We start from the raw sequence: 23,105 nt of genomic DNA, 5'->3' as shown, positions 1-23,105 counted from the left end.
ATTTTTGGTTCGAAATAGATAGCGCCTCCGCGTAAGGAGGCGCGTAACAAGCAAGTTTATTAAGCTGCTAGGATGGCTTTTAGATCATCCTGAACATTGCCAATACTGCGCATATCGAACTTCTCTTGGATGATGGCGATTAGGTTTGGCGTTAGGAATGCCGGTGCAGTAGGGCCTGTGTAAATGCCTTTCACGCCCAATGCAAATAGCGTTAGCAAGATAACGATCGCTTTTTGCTCGAACCAAGAAAGCACAAGCGTGAGTGGCAGTTCATTGATGTCACAGTCAAACTCTTTCGCCAGTGCAAGTGCAAGCTGGATTGCAGAGTAAGCATCGTTACATTGGCCCACATCCAATAGGCGAGGAATGCCGTTGATATCGCCAAACGTATTCTTGTTGAAGCGGAACTTACCACACGCCAAGGTCAGGATTAGCGTGTCTTCTGGTGCTTCAGCCGTAAAATCGGTGTAGTAGCTACGTTCCGCTTTATCGCCGTCACAACCGCCGACTAGGAAGAAGTGCTTGATGTTGCCTTGCTTCACTTGGTCGATAACCGCAGGGGCGGCGTTCATCAGTGCATTTCGACCAAAACCAACCGTGATGTGGTGTTCGATTTCATCGTGTTGGAAACCATCTTGCGCTAGAGCACATTCAATCACTTGGCTAAAATCATCGCCTTCGATGTGAGCCACACCAGGCCAGCCAACAATACTACGAGTGAATAAACGGTCTGCGTATTGACCCACATTTGGATTCAACAAGCAGTTTGACGTCATTACGATTGCACCAGGGAAGTTGGCGAATTCTTTCTGCTGGTTTTGCCATGCGCTGCCGTAGTTACCGACAAGATGAGAGTATTTCTTCAGCTCAGGGTAGCCGTGTGCAGGCAGCATTTCACCATTGGTGTAAACGTTAATGCCTTTGCCTTCGGTCTGTTGCAGGATTTTTTCTAGGTCATGCAAATCATGGCCAGAAACAAGAATACATTTACCTTTTACTGGCTTGACGTTCACCGTGGTTGGTTCTGGATGGCCGAAGGTCGTTGTTTCACCTTGGTCGAGCATTTCCATCACTTTGTAGTTCATCAGGCCAATGCGCATTGAGCAATCAAGTAGTTCGCCAAGATCTTCAGGGTCTGTGCCCAACCACGCCATGATTTCATGGTATTCGGCATAGATATCGTTGTTGGTTTGCTCAAGAACACGTGCGTGCTCCATGTATGCTGCGGCACCCTTAAGGCCGTATAGGCAAAGTAGGCGTAGGCCAATCACATCTTCATGTACTTGGTCCTTACCACGGTTAACCGCGACTTGAGGAGCAAAAGCTAAGATTGCTTCTGCGCTTTTTGGTAGCTCAAAGTGAGCAACAACAGGGATGTCAGCAACTTCGGTATCGGCGAGTGTTGCAGCAGACATTACTTGCTCTTTTAGCAATGCTTTGTACGTTGCCGCTTGAGAAGTTAGCTCTAGGACACGTTCAGGGTCAAAGTTTACGTTCGTCAATGTAGAGAAAAATGCCTTTGGTGCCCATTGGTTGATTTCATCGTTAATGATGTTGAATTCAAGTGCTTTTGATGCCCAAAAAGAAACCCCTTGCAGTGTGTAAACCAACACGTCTTGAAGGTCAGATACTTCAGAAGTTTTACCACACATACCTTGTGCAAAAGAACAACCTTTAACAGCAGGGGTTTGAATTGTCTGTTCACATTGAATACAGAACATATTGGGTTCTCCAGTGATTGTTTTAATAGTCGTGATGTTGACCACTAGAGAGCAGAATGTGTGCCAATTGTTATCTTGTTGATTTGCATTGGATTTTATCAGATTTAGGAGAGTGGTTGATGTAATTAAGACAACGCAGTTGATGTCTTAATCACATCGGCTTCTTGTAGTCGGTTATTTATTGATCCCGAGCTTTTTACCCATCCGATATAAGTTCCCACGATCCATTTGTAAAAACTCCGCTGCTTTTGCCCAAACCCCACCAGTTTGGCTCAAAGCATGTTCAATTAAATCACGTTGATAACTTTCTATTAGCTCTCGCATTGGCTGGCTTTCTTTAGGCAGATAATGCGATGTGTTTTTTACATCATCGAGAGCCAATGAGGTGTCGAAATGGTTAAGCATGATCGTGCTTGCGCCTTGTTGAATGGCGTGTAAAGCCGCGCGAGTTAAAGTGTGTTCGAGCTCGCGTACGTTTCCGTACCAAGGTGAAGACTCCAGTTGAGCCAACACCTTAGGGTGAACGTGCAGGTTGGGCGCATTAAATTGTTGGCGTACTTTTTCTAACAGGTATCCTGCTAAAACGGGAATATCCCCGTCACGGGCACGCAGTGGGGGGACTTGGATTGGGAACACGTTTAAACGGTGGAAAAGGTCTGCTCGAAACGTGCCAGCTTCGACCTCTTTTTCTAATTGTCGATTGGTCGCGGCGATGATGCGCACATTGACCATCAAATGCTGATCGCTACCCACACGTTGCAGCTCGCCTTGCTGAATTACGCGCAGCAATTTTGCTTGCAAAATCATAGGCAGTTCGCCCACTTCATCAAGGAAAATCGTTCCACCGTCTGCCAGTTCAAACTTACCGGCACGGTGGCTATTAGCACCTGTAAATGCGCCTTTGACATGGCCAAACAGTTCACTCTCAGCCAGACCTTCAGGCAGGGCCGCACAGTTGACGTAAATCATCGGCTTATCGCTACGATGAGATTGCGCGTGTACCGAGTGCGCGACCAGTTCTTTACCAGTACCGGTCTCTCCTGTGATAAGTACTGCGTAATCTGATTGAGCAACAGTCGCAATGTTGTTTCGTAACTGGTTGATCTGTGGACTCAAACCCACCATTTCTCCATGTTGAGAACGGGCTTGCTGGATAAGGGTTTGAGTGACGCTTTTTTGCTTCTGGTTTTGCGCTTTGAGCGCTTTTAACTGAGCAATGTTACGCAATGTCGCAGCGGTCAAAGCCGCAAAGGTTTCGATAGCGACAGGATCGATGCTATCAAACGCGCCCACCGTTAGTGCATCCATAGTTAGTGCGCCAACAAGTTGGCCTTCGACATACAAGCTAAAGCCCATGCAATCGTGAACATCAATGCATTGGTCTTCAGTTAATAGTGTGCCGTCGAAAGGATCCGGCAGTGAACAATCGGCATCGAAACGCACCGGTTCACGGCTATGAATAATGGCATCTAAGCGAGGGTGCGCCTTGGGGAAATAGCGACGACCTAAGACCGAGCTGGATAAGCCTTTTACCGCGACAGGAGTTAGAAAACCATCCTCATCGAAGATAAACAGGCAGCTCGCATCACATGGGAATACTTGCGCGACCCCATCAATGAGGTTTTGATATTGCTGCTCGTGAGAGCGATTTGAGCTGAGGTTTAGCGCGATATTAAGGAGTACGTGGTCAACAGTCGGAGTCATAACAAGCCCAAAGTTATCTGGAATGGGCTCATGCTAGCAACTTGATGTCATTTGAACATCGAAAGGTGTGGGAGATTGATGTTCCATTGACGACGATCAAGTTTGATACGAAAAGAAACGCGCAAGTTAACAAGCCAGTGATGTAAGCTTGCGCGGGTTAGGTGTTTGAATTAAAGCAGGCCAAAGGTTTGGTTCGTCCGAATTAACGAGGAACGACTCTGGCGTCATTACCAGAAACATTGATTTGGACCGCTTGGCCTGGTTGGAAAATCATGTTTGGATTTGCTTCTTGAACAATAGAGATAATCTTTCCGTCCTCTAAACGAATGGTCAGATTCACGCCATTTCTTTTCGCGGTTGCTTCAGCCGCTTTGCTGCCTGCATAGCCACCCAATAGACCACCACCAATGGCAGCGATATCCGAGCCAGAACCGCCCCCAACTTTTGAGCCTAAGATCCCGCCCACGGCAGCACCAGCGATGGTGCCAATGGCATTGGATTGGGTAGAGGCATCAATGGTTACGGGTTCTACTTTTTCTACTGTGCCGTAGTAAACCTGCTGAACTTTGCGAGTGTCGGATGAGCCGTATGCATCTCCGTACGGGTTAGGTGAGCTACAGCCGCCAAGCACGAGCGCACAAGTAATGGTGAGCAACATGCCTAAATTAATCTGTTTTTTCATATAGCCTCCGAATGGTTTCTTCATTCAAAGAGTATATACCCCAATTTAACCTGCGTTTTGGTGCTTTATAAAACAGTGGCTTAGCGGCTTGTCCCTTAAGGAAACGCGATTGTCTAAGCAGTATTAATGATCGTTAAGCGTATGAAACCCTGAATAAATACGTGTAAAAGTAGTAAACCAGCATGCCGCGCCAAAGATATACGCGATGACGGCAAAGTGTTGCGGTAGCAAACAAAATAAAACCAAGCAGCCAATGGTTTCTGTACCTTCGGTTAAGCCGCTCATGTAGTAAAGCGATTTGTTTTTATATACCGGATTATCGATGCCTTGTTTTCCTGCCATGATGGCAAAAGCCAAAAAGCTACTACCAGTGCCGATGAAGGAAAAAATCAAAAATGCGCCTGCAACGGCATTGTGCTCTGGGTTGGCAAGCACAAAGCCAAAAGGAATCAACGAATAGAACAAAAAATCTAAGCTGATATCAAGAAAACCACCCGCATCGGTAATGCCTTGAATCCTCGCCAGTGCACCGTCTAACCCATCACAGATTCTGTTCAGCAAAATAAACAGCAACGCCAACAAGTACTGTTCGGCGATCAAAGCCGGCAGGGCAAAACAGCCAAGTACAAAACCAAACACTGTCGTCTGATTTGCAGTGATACCACATTTATCGAGATATTTCGCACTGAGTGCCAGCGGTTTGCGGATGAGCTTTATACTCAGGCTATCAAGCATGATTTGTCTCCCACGGCCAGTTTAGGCAGCTGCTGCCATCAGGAATATCGTCTTCATCGTGCGTTACCATCAAAGTAGGGATGTTCGCTTGCTGCAATTGTTCGACCACCCAATTGCGAAATTGCACGCGCAGGTCTTTATCCAGCTTGCTATAGGGCTCATCAAGTAGCGCAACTTTTGGCTTTGCTAGCAGCATACGAGTCAATGAGATACGGGCACGTTGCCCTCCCGAAATTTGGTCAGGAAAGGACTCTGCTAGTTTGGTCAATGAAATGTTCTTCAGTGCTTGCATAGCGTGAGCTTTACGCTCTTCACCTTTGATTGAGTTTGGTAGCGCGAAGGCAAGGTTCTCCCACACCGTTAAATGAGGGAAGAGCAAATCTTCTTGGAATAGAATACCGACCTGACGCTTATGGGCAGGGAGGGCATCCAACTTTTCGTTATCAAGCGTAATGGATCCAGAGTAGTTGAACTCGGCGGATAGGTGCCCGGCAATGGCATCCAACAAAGTGGATTTACCACAACCGCTAGGCCCCATCAGGGTAACGATTTCACCTTTTTCTACGGTCATGTTGAACGCTGAAAAAAGCGCGTCGCCATTGGTTTTACGGATGGCGAGGTTTTCGAGACAAAGACTCATTCAGTAGTAAACCTTTTATAGACAAGCGGCGATACTTCCTGTGCAAGTGGCTAAGCAGTATCGCAAAAGAAAAGAACAAGAATGGCAGCAGAGCTTGCCAAATGGCGTAAATAGCGGTGACACGTCGGTCAAAACCACTGGATAGTGCAACGGCTTCGGTTGTGATGGTGCTAATGCGCCCAGCCCCTAGCACCAATGTTGGTAGGTATTGCGCCAGGCTGACACTAATACCGACAGCCCACGCGAATGCAATTGCAGGCAGGAGGATTGGCAGTTTCACTTTTAACCAAGCTTGCATCGGTGATTTACCCAAGCTGAGTGCGACGCGAGTTAAGCCGTTATCGAAGCTGCGCCACGGACCGTCTAGCGAGAGGTAAATAAATGGGAACGCAAAGAATACATGCGCCCAACATACCCAAAAGAAATACGCATTACTGTTTAAGTACAGCGTCACTACTTGCATACCGAATAGCACGGATAGCTGAGGAATCAGCATTGGGATGGCGATGATGTAACCGGGCACCTGCCAGCGATAACGGAGACGATACTCATGTGCTATTAAAGCAAGAACTAGCGCGACAGTCGCGCTGATTAGGGCGATTGACATACTTTGTTCTAGAGTCCCTAGAATACTGTGCCATTCGTATTCCCAAAAACGCAGGCTGTAACGGCTTGGGAGCAAATCTGGAAAGCGCCAACGTTGGGCAAAGCTCCACAGCACCATGAGTGGAATCATTAGAAGTGCAAGTAGCGCGACCAGTGAAAATAGGGTTTTACCGGGTAAACGAAACCCGTTTCGACCAGAGTACTGCCAGCGTTTGAAGCCTTTGGTAATACACCATTCCATTAAGCGTGCAAATCCAATCAAAACGCTAGCGATCGCAAACAGTATTACTGCGCCAGCGGCAGCTCTTGGTAGGAGCGATAAATCTGGATCGTTAAACCATTGCCATACCAAAACCGCAAACGTGGGTGGGTTGGTAGGGCCAATAATCAGGGCGACATCGACAACGGACAAACTGTAAGCCAATACCGCCAGCATTGGGAAACGAAGTTTTGCTAACCATTGCGGAAATACGCATTTCCACCACGCTTGCGCGGAACAGTAGCCCATCGAGTGACTGACTTTTTCAACCTTATCGACTTTCAATTGCTGAAGGATCGGAATACTCATCAACAATAAAAACGGCACTTCTTTAATCGCAAGTATGATGATCAAACCGAGTGCATGTGGGTCCTTAATCAGCAATGCTAAGTCATTCACCGTTTGTGCATTCGGGTCGTAACCAAACAGTTGGTTGAGAACACGAACGCCCATACCAGTTGGGGCAAACAAGAACGCAAAGCCAATTGCAAACGCGACGTGCGGCATCGCGAGAAGTGGGGAAAGGCTAACTTCAATTTTTCGCCAAAACTTACTGCCCCAAGAGGCTTGTAGAATTGCAAATGCGATGAAGCAAGCCAAGTAGCTACTGAAAATGGCGGAGTAGAAAGTAAGCCCGATGGATGTCCAAACACCTTCCCAATCAAAGACGGCATTGAAGCCATCAAAAGAAAAGTGGTGTAGACCGATAGGAGGTACATAACCGAGCGCAGAGACCACCACTCCAAGTAGTCCCGGAATGGTAGGCAAAATACAAACTGCGATAATGACTAAATACAGCGCTCTTAACATGGATTCTTACTAATTCCCGTAGCGTTTCAACCATTCTTTTTCCAACGCCGCTTGCCAACTTGGATGTGGCTCAGCGATAGATTTGAATTGTTGAGTGTTTTTGGCCGAACCAGTTAAGTATTGGTTGCTTAGTACCGAAGGGTCGCCCCAGATGTTTAGGTTACCTTTGCGAGACTGTGCTTCAGGGCTCAATAAAAAGTTTATCGCAACTTGTGCACCAGCACTGGCATTTGCGTTCCAAGGAATCGCTAAAAAGTGGATATTTGAGAGTGCTCCTGCGTCCATTGCGTACGCTTTGGTGCTCTCTGCAAGATTACCGCTCGACTGCGCAGAGAAAACCGCGTTCGGGTTAAAGGTAATCGCCAGGTCAGTCTGACCATCATCTAGTAGCTGAAGGGTTTCTGCTGTACCGCCTGGAAACTGCTTACCACCGCGCCAAGCGACTTTATGGAACTCATCTAGATAAGACCACAGCGGTTGAGTGACTTGCTCAAACGTGTTATCGGTAACTGGTTGTTGCAGCTCAGGGGCGTTGTTAGACAGTTCAATGAGTAATGCTTTGATAAAGCTTGTGCCATGAAACTCTGGTGGTCGAGGGTAAGTCAGGCGATTCGGGAACGCTTTTGCATAGCTCAGCATTTCTGCGAATGATTTTGGAGGGTTATGGAGGGTTTGCTCGTCATGGATAAACACTAATTGTCCTACTCCCCAAGGTGCTTCTAGACCTTCTGTTGGCTCGGAGAAGTCCACATCAATTGGTAGAGATTTATCCACATATTGCCAGCTTGGCAAACCTTCGACAAAAGGACCAAATAGCAATTGGTTATCCTTCATTGATTTGAAGTTTTCGCCATTGATCCAAACCATATCAACACTGCCACCGCTGTTTTTGCCTGCCGCTTTTTCTGCGATAAGTCGAGTAGTGGTCTCAGAAATATCAGTTACTTTAACGTGGTTTAGCGTCACGTTATAACGTGATTTTAGCTCTCTACTCGCCCACTGTATGTAGCGATTAATTTCTTGGCTTCCGCCCCAAGCATGAAAGTAGACGGATTGCCCGTCGGCTTGTTGTTCGATTTTTTGCCATTCGCTATTCACTGATGAATCGGCAAAAGAAGGTGTCGCAAAAGTCGTGGCTAAAATGCCAATGCTGCTGAGTAGCTTTTTCATATCTATTCCGTGTTATGTCTTTTGGTGCTTGCTTTCGTTTCTATTGACGTTTTCGCAAGTCGTTCCGCTCTGTTACAAGGATAGTAATTCATCTCTCTCTATTATCAATGCCAATCCCAAACGGAATCACTCATTGATTCAAAGAATTACTCTCAATGTGAAGCAAAACGAATAAAGGACAAATTTGGTGTCATTTTAGGAGCGGACCGTTTGTTTGAGGATATTCTTTCAAGTAATTGAAAATTATTGTCCCCAGAGATATGAATAGGTTGTTTTACAGAGCAAAATTGATGTCTAAAGCATGGAATTGAGGGCGAAAAGAGAAAGAAAGTTGGCCATTTAAATGACTTTAGCATGCATGACTAACGATTCATCGATATAAAAAAAGCAGCCGTTTGGCTGCTTTAAGCTACTATCTGGTTTACTTAGTTGGGATTAGTTTACCCAGTCACGTAGTGTAAACGTCAATTCGTGATCGGCACTTTTCAGAACAAGACCATCTTTAGTTAGCGTGATATCGCTCCAGTTAGATAGTGTTTGTGTCATTGCGTTTTCGATCTTCATTTGATCTTCCATACACATCTTCATGGTCATGCCCATTTTTTCGATGCGTAGTTGGTTGTTTTTCAACTCGGCTTGACCGAAGAAGTTGTTACAACCTGCGTTGCCGTTTGCGGTTAGATTTTCACCGATTTCTAGGCGAGCCGCTTTTTGGTGTTCGTCTAGAACGATATTTTTGCCATCAACTTGAACAAGTTCCCAGTTGTGGTGCTGCAAATCTTGAGCCGTTATTTCTTTCACATCATCACCGTTGCTAGCACAAGCAGTCATAAGAACAGGGAGAGAGATTGCTGTAACTAACGTTTTTAGGCTAAGCTTCATTTTATAGACTCCGTTTTTATAAACGCGGTAAGTATAAGTAATAAAACACTGTTTTTGTCAGCATAAGGTTATGGTTTCGTATGTTTTTGACATAACGAAGTATATAGCAAGTTTTGTTGCTGACTAATCTTCTCATTATTTAAACTAGGCCAATACGCCCTAATATGGAAAGAGCGGTTTTAGTATGGAGCAACTGGAGTTTTTTACTGTCCCAAGCCCTTGTGTTGGAGTATGTACCTCCGATGAAAAAGGGTATTGCAAGGGGTGTATGAGAAAGAGAGAGGAAAGGTTTAATTGGCTTAACTTAACCCCCGCTCAGCAGTTGCACGTTATTAAGTTGTGTCGTCAAAGGTACAGAAGAAAGATGTTGGCCGGGAAGACGAAGCCAGAACAGCTTCAAGATGAGTCATCGCCTCAACAAGACTTATTCTAGAATTCTTGTTCAGTCTGTGGGGTTACGCCTTCGCTTTCGGTTCTGATTAGGCTTTTACATATTCCCGGTCCGGCAAGGTGTCCTTTAAGAACCGGGAATCTCCTATCCATTTTCCCTATAGAGCGGTAATTGGCGTTATTTCATCGACCAACGGTCGCTAACCCAGCCTCCCGCTTGTTCGTCGAAGTGATTTCCTGAAAATCGATGATTGAATTCAACATCTAATTTACTTGTTGGGCGTTCATCCATCAGTTGATGAATATATCTCGCCATAGGATCCGTACAAGCTTCACGCTCTCTACGGGTAACTACTTCTTTGATCATTTGGAGTCTGTAGCTATTGCTGGCTCGTTTCATTTTTGACCTCCAGAACTCGATGGCAGCAGTTTGAACACATTGACGTCCAGATCGCTGCTCATTAGTGTGCGCGTGGAGGCACATCACCATCGTTTGAAGTCCAAAGACAAATTGTTTGAGAGCAGTGTTTGTAACGCCATTCACATCTTTCTCAGAATCATTGACTATGCTATTAAAAATGTTTCGCGAAATTTAGCCGATGAACCTGCATATTTAAAAGACCTTATCAAACATAGAAGCCCAACACAGGGGCGTCAATAACACAAATGAACAATTTTTGAACATATTGTGAAGGTGGAGAGTTTTCAGTAATTTATCGAAAATAAAAAACCGAAGCACAAAGCTTCGGTTTTGAGGAAAGCCCTGACGAAATTGCTTGTAAAAGCTCTTAGTGCCAGGGGGAAGGTGTTTAGTATTAGCTACCAGATGCAGGACAGCCTTTTACTGGTTGGCCATTACTGAAGTATTTGATGTTCTCTAAGTTCTTGTCGTAGTTATCCGCAGAGATTTGTGGGTTGTTTACGAAGAACTCGCGCAAAACGTATGCATCAGTTAGCTGTGTAGATTGAACATCGATGATTGGATAGTTATCGCCACCAGCAGCACTGAAGCTGATTACAGAGAATGTGTACGTTTCGTTTAGATCGAAGCCTTTATTGTTAATATCGGTAATGGTTACTGAGCCAGCATCACAATTTACATCTAAAGTGATGTTATCTAGTTGAGCGTAAGCACCAGACCCTGCAGATTTCGTCGCAACCACGTCTAGGTATTCTTTAACTTCTTTACCTGTCATAGTTGCTTTAGTCACGAAGTTACCAAATGGCTGAACCGTTAGTACGTCACGGTAAGTGATATCACCATCTTGGATTGAATCACGCACGCCGCCAGAGTTCATCACACCAAAGTCAGCATTTACCGTTTTGTAAGTACGGTATGCCTCGCCGAGTAGGTGACCTAGGTTAGTTTGTTGAGAGCGAACTACGTTACGATCACCTTCTAACTTACCCGTCGTATTAGAAATCTTCTCATCTAATAACTCTTGACCTTGTTGTTGGTATGGCAGTAGTAACGCTTTTACTGTTGCATCTTGTTGAATTCGTTCACCGATAACTTCATCGTTTTCGTCTAGAAGGTTTACAGGAATCAGTGCGTAGTTCGCTAAGTGAAGCTTGCCGTCGTAGTATTCGAAGTCAGCACGACCCACATATTTACCCCACTCATGCGCTTGCATAATCCAAGTGCCTTTTTGTTGGTCTGGGGCACAATCATCCCCAGGTTTGAAATCAGCATACTCATTGGTACCTGGTTCCATACATACAGGGTTTTGCGAGTGACCACCGATGATAGCGTTTAGCTGTCCTTCTTCAAGAGAGCGAGCGAGTTTCACGTCACCTGGTGCTTCACTACCGTTTTTACCATCTTCGTAGTGACCCATGTGCGTCGTTGCAAATACTAGGTCTACCTTTTCGTTCTCTTCGATTTCCTTCAGTACCTTTTTGATTTCTACTTGAGGGTCTTCAAAGTGGATGTTTGATACGTTGTCTGGATTGACTAGCTTCGCAGTGTCTTGCGTTGTTAGACCAATAACAGCGATCTTAAGGCCGTTGATAGTAAATACTTTGTAAGGGTCGAAGTAACGCTCGTTTGTATCTTTTTTATAGATATTCGCAGCCAGCATAGGGAAGTCAGCTAGCTCGGCTTGCATATCGAGAATATCTAGTGAGTTATCAAATTCGTGGTTACCGACAGCCATTGCATCGTAACCAAGTAGGTTCATCCCTACGAAGTCTGGAACCGCATCTTGCATGTCTGATTCTGGTACACCGGTATTAATATCACCGCCAGATAGCAGAATGGTTTCACCGCCTTTTGCTTCGACTTCTGCGCGGATAGATTCGATTAAAGTGTGACGCGCAGCCATGCCGTATTCGCCGTCGCTGTTATGCCAAAAGCGACCATGGTTATCGTTAGTGTGGAGAACGGTGAACTTAGTACAAGAATCTGCAGTCTCGCAGGTTACTGGAGAATTGTCGCTGTCTGAGCCGCATCCTGCTAGCGCAGCGCCCACTGCCACTACCAAAAGAGATTTGGAAAACTTCATAAGGGATCCTTTCTTTGTGATTTTGTTATTGTTACGGCGTGAAATATACGGAATTAATGTGAAACTTTAGTGATCTATCTCTTATTTATACTTCTATCGGAGAAATGAATTAATAAGCCTGCAAACTACGTCTATAAATAAACAGAATTGGTATTTAGTATTTATTTTATATCGCTAGCTCTATTTTTTGTGAGGTAGTTAATTGAATGTGTGTTGTTTGTGTGAATCAATGCGCATTTTTGCGAAGTATTACGCTGATTTTGGTGATTATTTTGCCAAGTTTATGTTTTTCCTAATAGGTATGACACAAATCGTTATAAATTTTCGCTCTGATGATGAGGGGGGGCGGTTTGTATGCATAATGAACAGCACAGAGCTTAAACTCATTTGATCATGGCTTTATTCTGCCAAACTCTATCAAAAATTGTATTTATCTCTTTACTATAATTGCGATCGTTTAGAAACCTTATGCTTTAAGCATCGTTTATTTATCCTCATCTGATACCTTATCGTGCTTATTCCGCATTTGACACTCGAATATTTAAACAAATAGATTCAACCTAATGAGTCAAAATGAAAAGTAAATAATGGTTCGTTCTTCTTCGAATATTATGATGTGAACTATCATTTAATTAATGCAAATGAAATGGATTAATGTAAAGCGTTGCGACTATAGCTGTTATCTTTGAGCTTTGGTTTAAAGGGTAGGGTTAAAAGAATTTGTAAGTGGTGAACGCTAATAAAGGATGCTTATGAGATACACAGTAAGGGACGCACTCAAAAAGGAAGCAGCCCAAATCGCCAAGATACACGTTGATTCTTGGCAGGTGGCGTATAAAGGATTAATGCCAAAGAGCTACATAGAGCAGTTTACGATTGAGCGTCGAGAAAGGATGTGGGCGCGAGTGATGACGGAGCAACTGGCCCAATTGATCGTAGTTGAGAGGCAAGGAGAAATTGTTGGCTTTTTAAGTTACGAGTTACCTAACCACACCAGCGAAGATAGAACGGCATTAGTGACATGTTGCTACGTTACGCCGATACATTATGGGCAAGGAGCAGGAAGTGCACTGTTAGATGAGTTAGAGACACGTTTGCTCTCTACGTCAGTTATGCAGATCAGTTTGAAAGCACTGGATACTAATCAACAGGGGCTTAACTTTTACAAGAAGTGTGGTTTTGTGCGTACTGGAGAGGAAGAGTCGGAAGTGATTGAGAGTATGACGCTGACCGATCTCACTTTAGTGCAGTATATTGCCCGTTCATAAATCAAATGTTATATGCCAAATATAGTAAAACCCCGGAGGTGGTAAGACTCCGGGGTTTTGAAATTTTTAGATGTCTCGGTTGGTAAGTCCGATTATCTTTTATGCAAAAGGTTTGGATTTAATCCGATTAATTCCTTGGTAGGGAATTAGATGCGGATGAAGTCCATGTGTTCAACTTTTGGCTTGAACGCGTGACGTTGAACGTCTTGTGGCTTAACTTTAACTTCTTTGCCATCGATAACTAGAACGATGCCTTCGTAGAATTCAGGCTTGTCCATTTGGTTTACGATGTCGTCGTGGTTAAGAACGATAGCTACTGCTGCTTCTTCACCGCCGTATACAACTGCAGGGAATTTGCCAGCGTGACGTAGGCGGCGGCTCGCACCTTTACCTAGTTCAGTACGTACTACTGCTTCGAATTTCATAGTATTTACTCTCAAATTAGTAAAAATCAAATGTTCACAATCAACAATGCGACCTTGTTGTTCGTGGTAAAGCTTGAAACAGGAACTGTTCAAGCGAGCGCGGATACTATCATTCCACTTATAAATGGGCAACCCAAATCGTATCCAAATCAACAAAAAGGTATGATTTAGCGGGGTGGAAGGTTATCCCTTTTAACGCTTTGCTTGGATTTTGTTCACATCGACTTCATTTTCATCGGTTTACTAATCATGGTCCGAAGAACAAAGTTTATGTGTTATATGCTTTATGTTCGGCTGAGATGTAAGACTAAAGATGCTTTTAATCCACCTAAAGCGCTTGTATCCAATGTTAATTGACCTCGGTAACTGTGTGCCATTTCACTGACTATGTTTAGACCAAGACCTGAGCCAGGGGTTGTTTCATCCAATCTAACTCCTCTCTTGATTACTTGACTCAGTTTCTCTTTAGGGATGCCTGGCCCATCATCTTCAATAATGATGTGTATATTTTCCTTATCCTGAGAGGAGTGCACACGAATCATGCTGTTGGCCCACTTATAGCCATTTTCTAGCAAGTTACCTAGCATTTCATCGAGATCGGTCTGCTCTACTGCTACATTCAGCTCTGAATCAAGTTCATTAATTAAGGTAATGCTTCGGCTCGCATACACTTTATCAAACGCCATTGAGATAGCATCCACACGATCTGCTGGGTTCGACTTCACTGATAATATGTTCATCGATCCGGCCATACGGGCACGACCCAAATGGTAATCGATATGGTCTTGTATTTGATTGATTGGAGCTCGGAGACGGGATTGTGCCTCAGGTTCTAACGTCTGAACTTCATTTTTTAGAACAGAAAGTGGCGTTTTAAGTGCATGAGATAGGTTACCTGCATGATTGCGAGCTCTCTCTAGTAATTCTTGGTAATGGAACAGCAGAGCGTTGAGGTCGAAGATTAGAGGAGAAATCTCTTTTGGGTAGGTTTCTTCTAGACTCTTTTTATTACCAGACTTCAGCTCGGCTAATTCTTTTTGTAGCTTTGTAAGCGGACTCAATGACCAAGCAATTTGCAGTAAAATGACGGTAAGCACGCCCGCGAATAATAAACCCAAAATAAGCCAAAGTTGGCCGATTAACGTCTGAAGGGTATTTTTAATGGGCTCTTCGTCAATACCAATAATAATGTGAATAGGACCATCGTAATCAGGAAGATACAGTGCTTTTTCTAGCGTAATTAGTTTTTCGCCTCTTGCTCCATACGCATCTTTATCCAAACCTTTGTATTCGATTTTTTTGTCCCACAACGAACGAGAACGTTCGAGGCTTGCCTCTGTAGAGGCACTCCAATACAAACCACTGTAAGGTCGGTTAAATCGAGGGTCTGATAGCTGAGCTGCGAGTGAAAGATGCCCGGTGTTATCGACTTCTAACTGTGCGGCGACTTCATCCATAAAAATGCTGAGCTGTGAGCGAGTGTCATCAACCATATAGTTGTAGACCTGCGTCGGTATCGTCACACCAGCGGCGAGGATCATTGCCGTTAACCAAACGATCGCCGCTAAAACGAGGCGACTTTTGATACTCAGTCGTTTTATTGCGTTCAACGGTAGCCTGTTTCTATTCGGCATTTAATTGGTATCCCAACCCTCGGACAGTTTTGATGATCTTTGGTGCGATTTTTTTGCGAATTCGGCCGATAAAAACTTCGATTGTGTTGGAGTCACGATCAAAGTCTTGTTTGTAAATGTGCTCGACGAGTTCGGTTCGAGAAATCACTTTTTCCGGGTTATGCATAAAGTAAGCGACCACTTTATACTCTAGCGCCGTCAAGCTTATCGCTTGACCTTGCCACATGACTTTAGAAGTGCGTGTATCCAAGCTCAAGTCGCCAATTTGCATCACAGGAGAGGCATTACCAGAGGCTCTTCGAAGCTGTGCACGAATACGAGCGATAAGCTCAACCATTTCAAATGGTTTAGTTAGGTAATCGTCTGCACCTGCGTTTAAGCCTTCAACTCGCTGCGTTAGGGTGTCGCGAGCGCTTAGAATCACGACAGGAGTATTAATGTTTTCATCTCTGATGCCTTTTAGGACGGTAAGACCATCCAGTTTTGGCAAGCCGAGGTCAAGAACAATGGCGTCCCATTCTTCCGAAGTCGCGCGATACAGAGCGTCTATGCCATCTTGGGACAATTCTGGTACCCAGCCGGTACTTTCTAATGTTTCGATGATTTGCTCGCCTAAACGAGGATCATCTTCAACAACAAGTATTTTCATATTGATGATTCTTATTATGTTTGGATTTTTATCGAAGTAAGCTACGCATCGTGTCTGGATGACGCATTAGACAAGTTTAGTTGTTTTGCGGCTTTAACGCTTTGTTAAAGCTGCGACCTTTGATCTCAAGCATTTCTAGCGTGGCGGCGTCGTACTCAACTTTCAGGACGCTGTTGTTGTACAGAATTTTCAATTCATACACCCAAGCATCATCATCTTCTTCAAGCTCGACCTTGATGATGCGGCCGTATAGGTCGTTTTCTACTGCGGCGTAAAGTTCCGAAAATGGTCGTATATATCCTTGTTGAACCGCGCGATAGACCTCATCTTGATCTTCATCGAATTCGATACGTGTTCCTGGCTTTTCGACATCTTGCACGATGGCGTGGCCATTTTGTGATGTGTACTCGTTGCCATGCTTGGCAAAACTTGGTGCACACATGAATGTCGTGATAAGGCCGAAAAGTAACGCAGAATGTAGAGAAGTCGTTGCTTTATACATAGTCAAACCTTTTCTGGAGCGTTAGCCGCAGTATATCGGAGATAGATGAACAGAGAGTGAATCAGCTAATTAAGTTTTGCCATGTGTTGTCGATGTTATTTCAACTCATCTTCAAAAATTTTATCTCGCAGCTTCCAAAAGCGACCAGATTTTCTAGCAATAACAAACTGAGGCAAACGGAAACGATGCTGATTAGCGACAACGCGTGTCGGTGAAGCCTCTTCAAAAGGGCGATGCTTGTCTGCTAAGTGGGGGCGTACGAACTGATCTTTAAACGTTTGTTTTTGTTTTTTGGTACTCAATGTCCAAAACTCATGAACTAACGCATTGCCTTCGCCTTGGTATGGTTCACCAGAATACGTCACCTTTAGCTGAGATTTACCATCACTGGACTTAAATACAGATAGGTCCATTTCTGTGCATTCAAAGATTAATGCATCTTTGAGATTAAGGGCTTCTTTTAGCTTTTTATCTGGGTCTACGAGCGTTGCATCACACTCATGACAAATTCGTGCAGCGATATCGTTGTCCGCACCACATTCACCGCAGTATTTGGCACGAAAACGGTAGCCACAGTGTTCACGTTCGCCTGTGTCTTCATCTTCAAAGTAACCTTGGCAACGTCTGCCAAAATGTTCAACCAAGAAACCGTTACTATCCAACTTACCCCAGAAGTTGTTATTGAATCCGCAAGCCGGGCAAGGAATCGTGATAATTTCACTGTCAGAGTCTGGTTTGGGATCACCGACTTCAGGTTGGTATAAATCGTAGCTGTTGCCTGCGTAATCAAGCACTAAACATTCTGATTTTCCGTCTGATAAGCGTAATCCTCGTCCTACTATCTGTTGGTACAGACTGACTGACTCTGTTGGTCGCAAAATCGCGATTAAATCGACATGCGGCGCATCAAACCCGGTTGTCAGTACCGAAACATTGACTAAGTATTTTATTTGACGATTCTTGAACGCTTGGATGATCGCATCGCGCTCCGGCGTAGGTGTATCACCAATGACGATTTCAGTTTCGCCTTCTGGCAATAAACTGTGTATCTCCTGTGCGTGTCGAACAGTTGCAGCGAAGATCATGACACCTTGACGCTCTTTCGCATATTGCATGATTTGCTCAACAATTTGTGGAGTCGCACGTTTGGCTTTATCGATCACCATGTCCATTTCTGCTTCTTTGTAGCGTCCGGTGTTAGCGGGCTTCAGCTGAGAGAAGTCGTAAGACAAAACGGGCGCATCCATCATGCGGGCTGGAGTGAGGAAGTTTTCGTCGAGCAAGTAACGGATCGGCAGTTCGAAAATACAATCGCGGAAGAATCGAGGCTCTTCGGTTCGCACTTGACCTCGGGTGTGATACTGATAAATCCAGCCCATTCCTAAACGATAGGGCGTTGCAGTTAGTCCTAGCACCTTAATGCCAGGGTTCAGTTCTCGTAAGTGAGTAATAACTTTTTGGTAGCTGCTGTTTTTGTCATCTGGCACACGATGGCACTCATCAATAACGAGCAGAGAAAACTGGTTTTTGAACGAATCTAAGTTACGTACGACCGATTGAACCGAAGCAAACACGACTTGCTGGTCAGTTTCTTTTCGTCCCAATCCTGCTGAGAAGATGGAACCTTTTAAACCATAACCTTCATACTTTGCGTGGTTTTGCTCGACCAGTTCTTTTACGTGGGCGAGGACTAACACTCGTCCTTTCGCAAGGCGAGCAAGTTCTGCGATCACCAAGCTTTTTCCTGCACCGGTTGGCAGCACGATCACTGCTGGTGTCGAGTGTTTACGAAAGTAATGAATAACGGCTTTAACCGAGTCGGCTTGATAAGGACGAAGTGTGTACATGAAAATATGTGAAATTGCTCAACTATTCGAACGAGGAACGCTATAATACCTGACTTTTATACCCAAGTGACCTTTAAACCAAGATTTAGAGATCACTTGGGTATAATTCAATGAGGTATTCATGCGTTTAGATAAATATTTGTGTGACGCTCTGGGTGCAACACGCAAACAGGCAACAAAGATCATCAAAAGTGGAGACATCACCGTTGACGGTGAGGTTCAAAAAAGTGGTGCATTTAAAGTACCTAAAGGTGCGGAAGTGATGTGGGAAGACCGTGTTATTGGTGCTCCTGGTCCTCGTTACATTATGTTGTATAAGCCTGCTGACTTTGTTTGTTCACATGAAGATGGCTACAACCAAACTGCATTCGCATTGCTTGATGAGCCTAAAATTGAAAACCTTCACTTTGCGGGCCGATTAGATGTCGACACAACTGGTTTAGTGTTGATTACGGATGATGGTAAGTGGTCTCACCGTATTACCTCACCTAAGCATAAGTGTGAGAAAACGTACCGTGTTTGGCTCGTCGATGCTATTCAGCCAGATTACGCGGAAAAGCTCGAACAAGGCATCATTTTGCGCAATGAATCAGACGCAACATTGCCAGCTCGTTTGGAAATCGTGAACGAGGCCGAGAATGAAGTATTGTTGACTATCGTGGAAGGTAAGTATCACCAAGTGAAACGTATGTTCGCGGCGTTAGGAAATAAAGTTGAGTACTTACATCGTGAGCGTATTGGTTCTATCGAACTTGATGAGGCACTAGAACCAGGTGATTATCGCTACCTCACGCAAGAAGAAATTGATTCTATTTGGAATTAATTGTCGGCATGGGAAATTCTTTAGTTCCTAATAGGAACTAGTCTTTTGGTAGAAATTGGCTCAAAATAAATTTTCCTACCAAAATTAGTGCCTAGACAATTCCGGTGTGCTTACTCATCTCAGTGATATGCCTTTGCATTTAGCTGATGCATGCATACTCTTATTGCAAAGCCTTCGGCTACGGTGAATGGAATGATGGTGTCAACGCCATCATTTTTACTGCATTGTGTTTGTTTCCCATAAACACATTTCGCTTTCACATGCTTTTCTATGTCGAGTTCGTCAAGGTCACACCTTGGTACATATTTGCCCTTATGATTCTCGAACGTTGGATAGAACAGGTTTTTGGCTTCTACATTCAGCGATATGAGAACTTCCGTTATTTTCACTTTGTTCTGCAAGTATTGACGGTAGGGCTCCAACAAGAGGTAAAAGAATGACAGAAAAAGCTCAAAGTGCTCCGCAATCCCAAATCAGTTTTCTATTGTTTCTGGTACTAGGAGCGATTGGTGCTTTGACGCCTTTGGCGATCGATATGTATTTGCCTGCGATGCCGACAATTGCGAAAGATTTGGGGGTCGCGCCTGGCGCGGTTCAGATTACGTTGACGGCTTATACCGCGGGTTTTGCGATCGGCCAGTTAATTCACGGGCCGCTTGCCGATAGCTTTGGTCGAAGACCTGTGTTGATTTTAGGCGTACTTTTCTTCGGCTTGGCTGCTGTTGTGAGTGCGACAACAAATGGCATTGATGCGCTGACCTATGTACGTACGGCACAAGGTTTTGCTGGCGCGGCAGCGGCGGTCATTATCCAAGCTGTCGTGCGTGACATGTTTGACCGTGAAGACTTTGCACGCGCAATGTCCTTCGTTACTCTGGTCATTACTATTGCGCCGTTGGTGGCACCGATGATCGGTGGCCATCTCGCGATTTGGTTTGGTTGGCGTTCCATTTTTTGGGTACTAGCTATTTTCGCTGTAGTTGTGATTTTTCTCGTACTTTGGAAAATCCCTGAAACGTTACAGCCTGAAAATCGTCAGCCTCTTCGTTTCCGCACGACGCTGAGAAACTACGCCAGATTATGCTCCAATCCTGAAGCGATCGGTTTGATGCTCTCAGGTGCGTTTTCATTTTCCGGAATGTTTGCATTTTTGACGGCGGGTTCGTTTGTTTATATTGATTTATATGGTGTTCGACCAGACCACTTTGGTTACCTATTTGGTTTGAACATTGTGGCGATGATCATCATGACCAGTATTAATGGTCGCTTGGTGAAGAAAGTTGGTTCCCATGCCATGCTTCGTTTTGGGTTGTTCGTGCAACTTTTGGCGGGGATTGGTTTATTCGTAAGTTGGTTAATGGACTTCGGATTATGGGGCATTGTACCTTTTGTTGTGCTGTTTATCGGTACATTGTCGACGATAGGTAGTAACGCGATGGCGCTGCTTTTAAGTGGTTACCCATCAATGGCGGGTACGGCGTCGTCTCTAGCGGGGACATTAAGATTCGGTATCGGTTCATTGGTTGGTGCGCTGGTGGCATCACTGCCCGGGAATGTTGCTTGGCCGATGATCATCGTAATGTTTGCTTGTTCTGTGCTTTCAGCACTGTTTTATTGGACTTTAGGAAGAAAGGCGTAATGTCGAATTACACCAAAGAAATTCAAAACTTGGTTAACTCAGCACTTGAAGAGTTAGATCAAGAGCATCGCTCGGGTAAGTTAGCCAATGCCCCTGTTGCGAATAACCATTATTTAGTGCGTTGGGTAACAAAGGCGCTAAAATCACAACGTTTCGGACGTACGGTAGGCGATGACTTAACGCGTTGGCAAAAAGCAGGTCGCTCAAAGGGGAACGATGCTAGTTTGTTGTTTATCTTCAAGCGTATTTCTGCTTTTTATGCGCAATTCTTCCCTGAAGGTGAAGACTTCAAAGTGTTCAAAGATTCAGATATTGAGTCTTTTCTTGATTTGATGGAGCAAGCAGGCTGGGAAGTCTCGACGTCTGAGCAACTGATTGGGTGCGGCAAAGTACAAATCTTCACTGAAGGTCAAAACTCTTTAGCGTTATGTGCAGACCAATGCGAAAGCTGTTTTGATGGCGAGTTGCTCGTAAAGTCAATGAGTTGGTTTGTACGTGGCAATCATGCTGAGTTTGTTGAGAAAGCAGCGCAAGCGGGCTTTATGGTACATAAGGTAACAGACTACAAATCGATGGTGAAATACCATGGCGAGTACCTTATTTTTCCAGCAAACGAAGGCAACCAGTTAGCCGAAATTCCACTCTCGTTCAAAGCTGACTAAAGTGACATTTTGAGTGTTTAGAAGCCCCTGTTATTGGGGCTTTTTGTTTTCTAAACGGTTTGCTTCTTTCGCGATGGCTTTGACCATGCCTTTAAATATGAAAAGATGGGCTGGCATCATTGCAAACCAATAAAGCAGCCCAAGAAACCCTTGCGGGTGCCACCAGGCGGTAATATCCAGCTCTCGTTCGTCACCGAGATCTTTGATGGTAATTTCTAAACGCCCAAGGCCTGGGCCTTTCATACCAAAAAACAGTGAAAGAAACTGATTATTATCGCAGCGAATCACTTTCCAAGAGTCAATAAAATCACCGACTTTAAGCTCTGGTCCAGGAGGAGAAACGCGAATCGGTTTTCCGCCACCAAAAAAGATATCGAGCCATTCACGTGTACGCCACAAGATGTTGGCAAAGTAATAACCTTTTTCGCGACTCCCGATCTTTTGCGCCACTTTCCATAATGCCGCAGCGGAGGCATGAGTTTTAATGCTCGCTCCAGCTTGTTTTGGGTAATAGCCATATCCTGGTTGCCATCGACGAAGCGCTGCGGGTTCAAACCCCCAGACATTACTGCGTACAAATGTGCCTTCATCTTGAATGGTATCAGTTACCGCTTGCTCGTAGCTGATCAGCGTTTGAGGAAATCGTTCTTCAATCGCTTTGGAGTCTGCAATGTAGTCGTGCTCTAAGCCCGCAAGTAATGCTTTACCGATACTAGTTGGCACTGAGGTAACTAAACCTAGCCAGTACGATGCCATTTTCGGAGTAAGTAGCGGGGTCGACCACAGCCGATACGGCTTGTTCGTGATTCGGCAAATGACTTTGAACTGTTCGCGGTAGCTAAGTGTATCTGGCCCACCAACTTCATAAATTTGACTTTCTTCTGGAGAGGGGGCTTCTGCTAACTTCAACAAATAGTGGTTGAGATTGGGCAAGGCAATAGGGTTCGCTTTTGAGTCGACCCATTTAGGCGCGGTCAAAATAGGTAAGTTGTAGACAAAGTCACGCATGATTTCGAAAGCGGCAGAGCCGGGGCCGATGATAACGCCAGCACGCAATTCAGTTACTGGAATACCAGACTGTCGAATTATTTTTCCCGTGGCTTTACGAGCGGCTAAATGGCGAGAGTTTCCGGTTTGAGGTTGAATGGCGCTCAAATAGATAACATGCTCGACGGAGCTTTGTTCCAACGCAAATTTGAAGTTCAAAGCAAGGTTTAGTTCGTACTCAACAAAGTCATCACCTTGAGCCATCCCGTGCACGAGAAAAAATACTAAATCAAAATCGTTCACTACAGCCTTCGTGGTCTCTGCGTCAGCCAAGTCGAGATACCTTAACGTTAAATTAGGGTGAGGCTGAGTTCTTGACTCTAAATAATCAATATGTCGCGCCGCTGCTGTGACGGCGTAACCTTTATCTAAAAGTAACGGAAGAAGTTGAGAGCCAATGTAACCCGAGGCGCCTAGCACCAACACCTTTTTCATTATCTGTCCTTTTATCGTTGGTGGAATAAACACCACAGAGTATAATCATGAGACACTTTCCCCATTCTATC

At 44.7% G+C, this 23,105-nt stretch carries 21 protein-coding genes; 5 read left to right on the top strand and 16 right to left on the bottom strand.

Features of this window, described 5'->3' with window-relative positions; translation table 11 throughout:
- Positions 1–59: 59 nt before the first annotated feature.
- The 8 genes from hcp to R7P69_RS08985 form a co-directional block, all read right to left on the bottom strand.
- The gene (gene hcp / locus R7P69_RS09020) at positions 60–1,721 is read right to left on the bottom strand and encodes a hydroxylamine reductase (RefSeq protein ID WP_182016155.1); all 1,662 of its coding nucleotides are present in this window, start codon (positions 1,719–1,721) and stop codon (positions 60–62) included.
- A gap of 174 nt (positions 1,722–1,895) precedes the next feature.
- Entirely contained in the window at positions 1,896–3,425 is a 1,530-nt protein-coding gene (gene norR / locus R7P69_RS09015; protein WP_213870488.1) for a nitric oxide reductase transcriptional regulator NorR, read from the bottom strand.
- Between the two features lie 202 nt (positions 3,426–3,627).
- The gene (locus tag R7P69_RS09010) at positions 3,628–4,107 is read right to left on the bottom strand and encodes a glycine zipper 2TM domain-containing protein (RefSeq protein ID WP_005386695.1); all 480 of its coding nucleotides are present in this window, start codon (positions 4,105–4,107) and stop codon (positions 3,628–3,630) included.
- Between the two features lie 123 nt (positions 4,108–4,230).
- Positions 4,231–4,842 (bottom strand): CDP-alcohol phosphatidyltransferase family protein, encoded by a 612-nt coding sequence (locus tag R7P69_RS09005; RefSeq protein ID WP_054577935.1) that lies wholly within the window; start codon positions 4,840–4,842, stop codon positions 4,231–4,233.
- The gene (locus tag R7P69_RS09000; RefSeq protein WP_065274385.1) at positions 4,835–5,482 is read right to left on the bottom strand and encodes an ATP-binding cassette domain-containing protein; all 648 of its coding nucleotides are present in this window, start codon (positions 5,480–5,482) and stop codon (positions 4,835–4,837) included. Before R7P69_RS09000 ends, R7P69_RS09005 begins: the two co-directional genes overlap by 8 nt.
- Positions 5,448–7,157: an ABC transporter permease gene (locus R7P69_RS08995; protein WP_238952271.1), complete on the bottom strand. Its 1,710-nt coding sequence runs from the start codon at positions 7,155–7,157 to the stop codon at positions 5,448–5,450. Before R7P69_RS08995 ends, R7P69_RS09000 begins: the two co-directional genes overlap by 35 nt.
- 9 nt (positions 7,158–7,166) lie before the next feature.
- Entirely contained in the window at positions 7,167–8,327 is a 1,161-nt protein-coding gene (locus tag R7P69_RS08990) for an ABC transporter substrate-binding protein (protein ID WP_158173801.1), read from the bottom strand.
- Positions 8,328–8,762: 435 nt separating this feature from the next.
- Positions 8,763–9,209, bottom strand: a complete 447-nt coding sequence (locus tag R7P69_RS08985; protein ID WP_005378077.1) for an META domain-containing protein — start codon at positions 9,207–9,209, stop codon at positions 8,763–8,765.
- Between the two features lie 184 nt (positions 9,210–9,393).
- Here R7P69_RS08985 and R7P69_RS08980 point away from each other — a divergent pair, with 184 nt between their 5' ends.
- On the top strand, positions 9,394–9,642 hold the full coding sequence (locus R7P69_RS08980) for a DUF1289 domain-containing protein (RefSeq protein WP_005378062.1): 249 nt from the start codon (positions 9,394–9,396) through the stop codon (positions 9,640–9,642).
- Between the two features lie 135 nt (positions 9,643–9,777).
- Here R7P69_RS08980 and R7P69_RS08975 read toward each other — a convergent pair whose 3' ends face one another.
- Complete coding sequence (locus tag R7P69_RS08975) at positions 9,778–9,999, bottom strand: hypothetical protein (RefSeq protein WP_005386686.1); 222 nt, start codon at positions 9,997–9,999, stop codon at positions 9,778–9,780.
- A gap of 415 nt (positions 10,000–10,414) precedes the next feature.
- Positions 10,415–12,103 carry a bifunctional UDP-sugar hydrolase/5'-nucleotidase UshA gene (gene ushA / locus R7P69_RS08970; protein ID WP_238952272.1) on the bottom strand — a complete coding sequence of 563 codons (1,689 nt, stop codon included), beginning with the start codon at positions 12,101–12,103 and terminating at the stop codon, positions 10,415–10,417.
- A 752-nt stretch (positions 12,104–12,855) separates the two neighbouring features.
- Here ushA and R7P69_RS08965 point away from each other — a divergent pair.
- Complete coding sequence (locus tag R7P69_RS08965; protein WP_158173802.1) at positions 12,856–13,371, top strand: GNAT family N-acetyltransferase; 516 nt, start codon at positions 12,856–12,858, stop codon at positions 13,369–13,371.
- Between the two features lie 146 nt (positions 13,372–13,517).
- Here the strand turns inward: R7P69_RS08965 and rplY are convergent, their stop codons facing one another.
- From rplY to R7P69_RS08940, 5 genes are all read right to left on the bottom strand, one after another.
- Entirely contained in the window at positions 13,518–13,796 is a 279-nt protein-coding gene (rplY, locus tag R7P69_RS08960; protein WP_005378066.1) for a 50S ribosomal protein L25, read from the bottom strand.
- A gap of 284 nt (positions 13,797–14,080) precedes the next feature.
- Positions 14,081–15,430: an ATP-binding protein gene (locus R7P69_RS08955; RefSeq protein WP_005378071.1), complete on the bottom strand. Its 1,350-nt coding sequence runs from the start codon at positions 15,428–15,430 to the stop codon at positions 14,081–14,083.
- Entirely contained in the window at positions 15,420–16,079 is a 660-nt protein-coding gene (locus R7P69_RS08950) for a response regulator transcription factor (protein ID WP_238952273.1), read from the bottom strand. Before R7P69_RS08950 ends, R7P69_RS08955 begins: the two co-directional genes overlap by 11 nt.
- Before the next feature lie 76 nt (positions 16,080–16,155).
- Positions 16,156–16,521, bottom strand: a complete 366-nt coding sequence (locus R7P69_RS08945; RefSeq protein ID WP_372008595.1) for a PepSY domain-containing protein — start codon at positions 16,519–16,521, stop codon at positions 16,156–16,158.
- Positions 16,522–16,676: 155 nt separating this feature from the next.
- Positions 16,677–18,428, bottom strand: a complete 1,752-nt coding sequence (locus tag R7P69_RS08940; protein WP_054729964.1) for a DEAD/DEAH box helicase — start codon at positions 18,426–18,428, stop codon at positions 16,677–16,679.
- A 121-nt stretch (positions 18,429–18,549) separates the two neighbouring features.
- Here R7P69_RS08940 and rsuA point away from each other — a divergent pair, with 121 nt between their 5' ends.
- The 3 genes from rsuA to R7P69_RS08925 all read left to right on the top strand — a co-directional run bounded on the left by rsuA (position 18,550) and on the right by R7P69_RS08925 (position 21,552).
- Positions 18,550–19,251 carry a 16S rRNA pseudouridine(516) synthase RsuA gene (gene rsuA, locus R7P69_RS08935; RefSeq protein ID WP_053303189.1) on the top strand — a complete coding sequence of 234 codons (702 nt, stop codon included), beginning with the start codon at positions 18,550–18,552 and terminating at the stop codon, positions 19,249–19,251.
- 436 nt (positions 19,252–19,687) lie between these two features.
- Positions 19,688–20,890 carry a Bcr/CflA family multidrug efflux MFS transporter gene (locus tag R7P69_RS08930; protein WP_017820848.1) on the top strand — a complete coding sequence of 401 codons (1,203 nt, stop codon included), beginning with the start codon at positions 19,688–19,690 and terminating at the stop codon, positions 20,888–20,890.
- Entirely contained in the window at positions 20,890–21,552 is a 663-nt protein-coding gene (locus R7P69_RS08925; protein ID WP_318121567.1) for a DUF2913 family protein, read from the top strand. The genes R7P69_RS08930 and R7P69_RS08925 overlap by 1 nt, the downstream gene beginning before the upstream one ends.
- A 30-nt stretch (positions 21,553–21,582) precedes the next feature.
- Here the strand turns inward: R7P69_RS08925 and R7P69_RS08920 are convergent, their stop codons facing one another.
- Positions 21,583–23,034: a DUF2867 domain-containing protein gene (locus R7P69_RS08920; protein WP_213967377.1), complete on the bottom strand. Its 1,452-nt coding sequence runs from the start codon at positions 23,032–23,034 to the stop codon at positions 21,583–21,585.
- Between the last annotated feature and the right edge of the window lie 71 nt (positions 23,035–23,105).

The organism is Vibrio sp. 661, from assembly GCF_033339315.1.
GTDB classification, from domain to species: Bacteria; Pseudomonadota; Gammaproteobacteria; order Enterobacterales; family Vibrionaceae; genus Vibrio; species Vibrio alginolyticus.
The sequence above is the reverse complement of the archived record's forward strand: the minus strand, read 5'-3'. Positions and strand labels throughout refer to the sequence as shown.